The organism is Bacillus sp. JJ1127 (assembly GCF_036965845.1).
Classification (GTDB): domain Bacteria; phylum Bacillota; class Bacilli; order Bacillales; family Bacillaceae_G; genus Bacillus_A.
Map to the genome: position 1 here is coordinate 16,498 of NZ_JBALQK010000170.1, position 259 is coordinate 16,756.

Sequence of the window (259 nt, forward strand, 5' to 3'; positions counted from 1 at the left end):
TCTCATCTCCATCTCTATACAAAAACTCCCTTTTCCCATATTATTACTTTTTAAAGTATAATTCATCTTTACATATAAAAAAATAGAAAAATGAATATTTCTTAAAAAATTCATAAATTGTAATTTATCGTTATTGAAATACACTATTTTTTCATACTTTTGTATGAGACAATCCCATCCTTTTTCATGATTTAAATTGGCAATATATCGTTTAACATTAAAAATAAAAGATGTAATTTAATGGTTCATCACCAAAAGA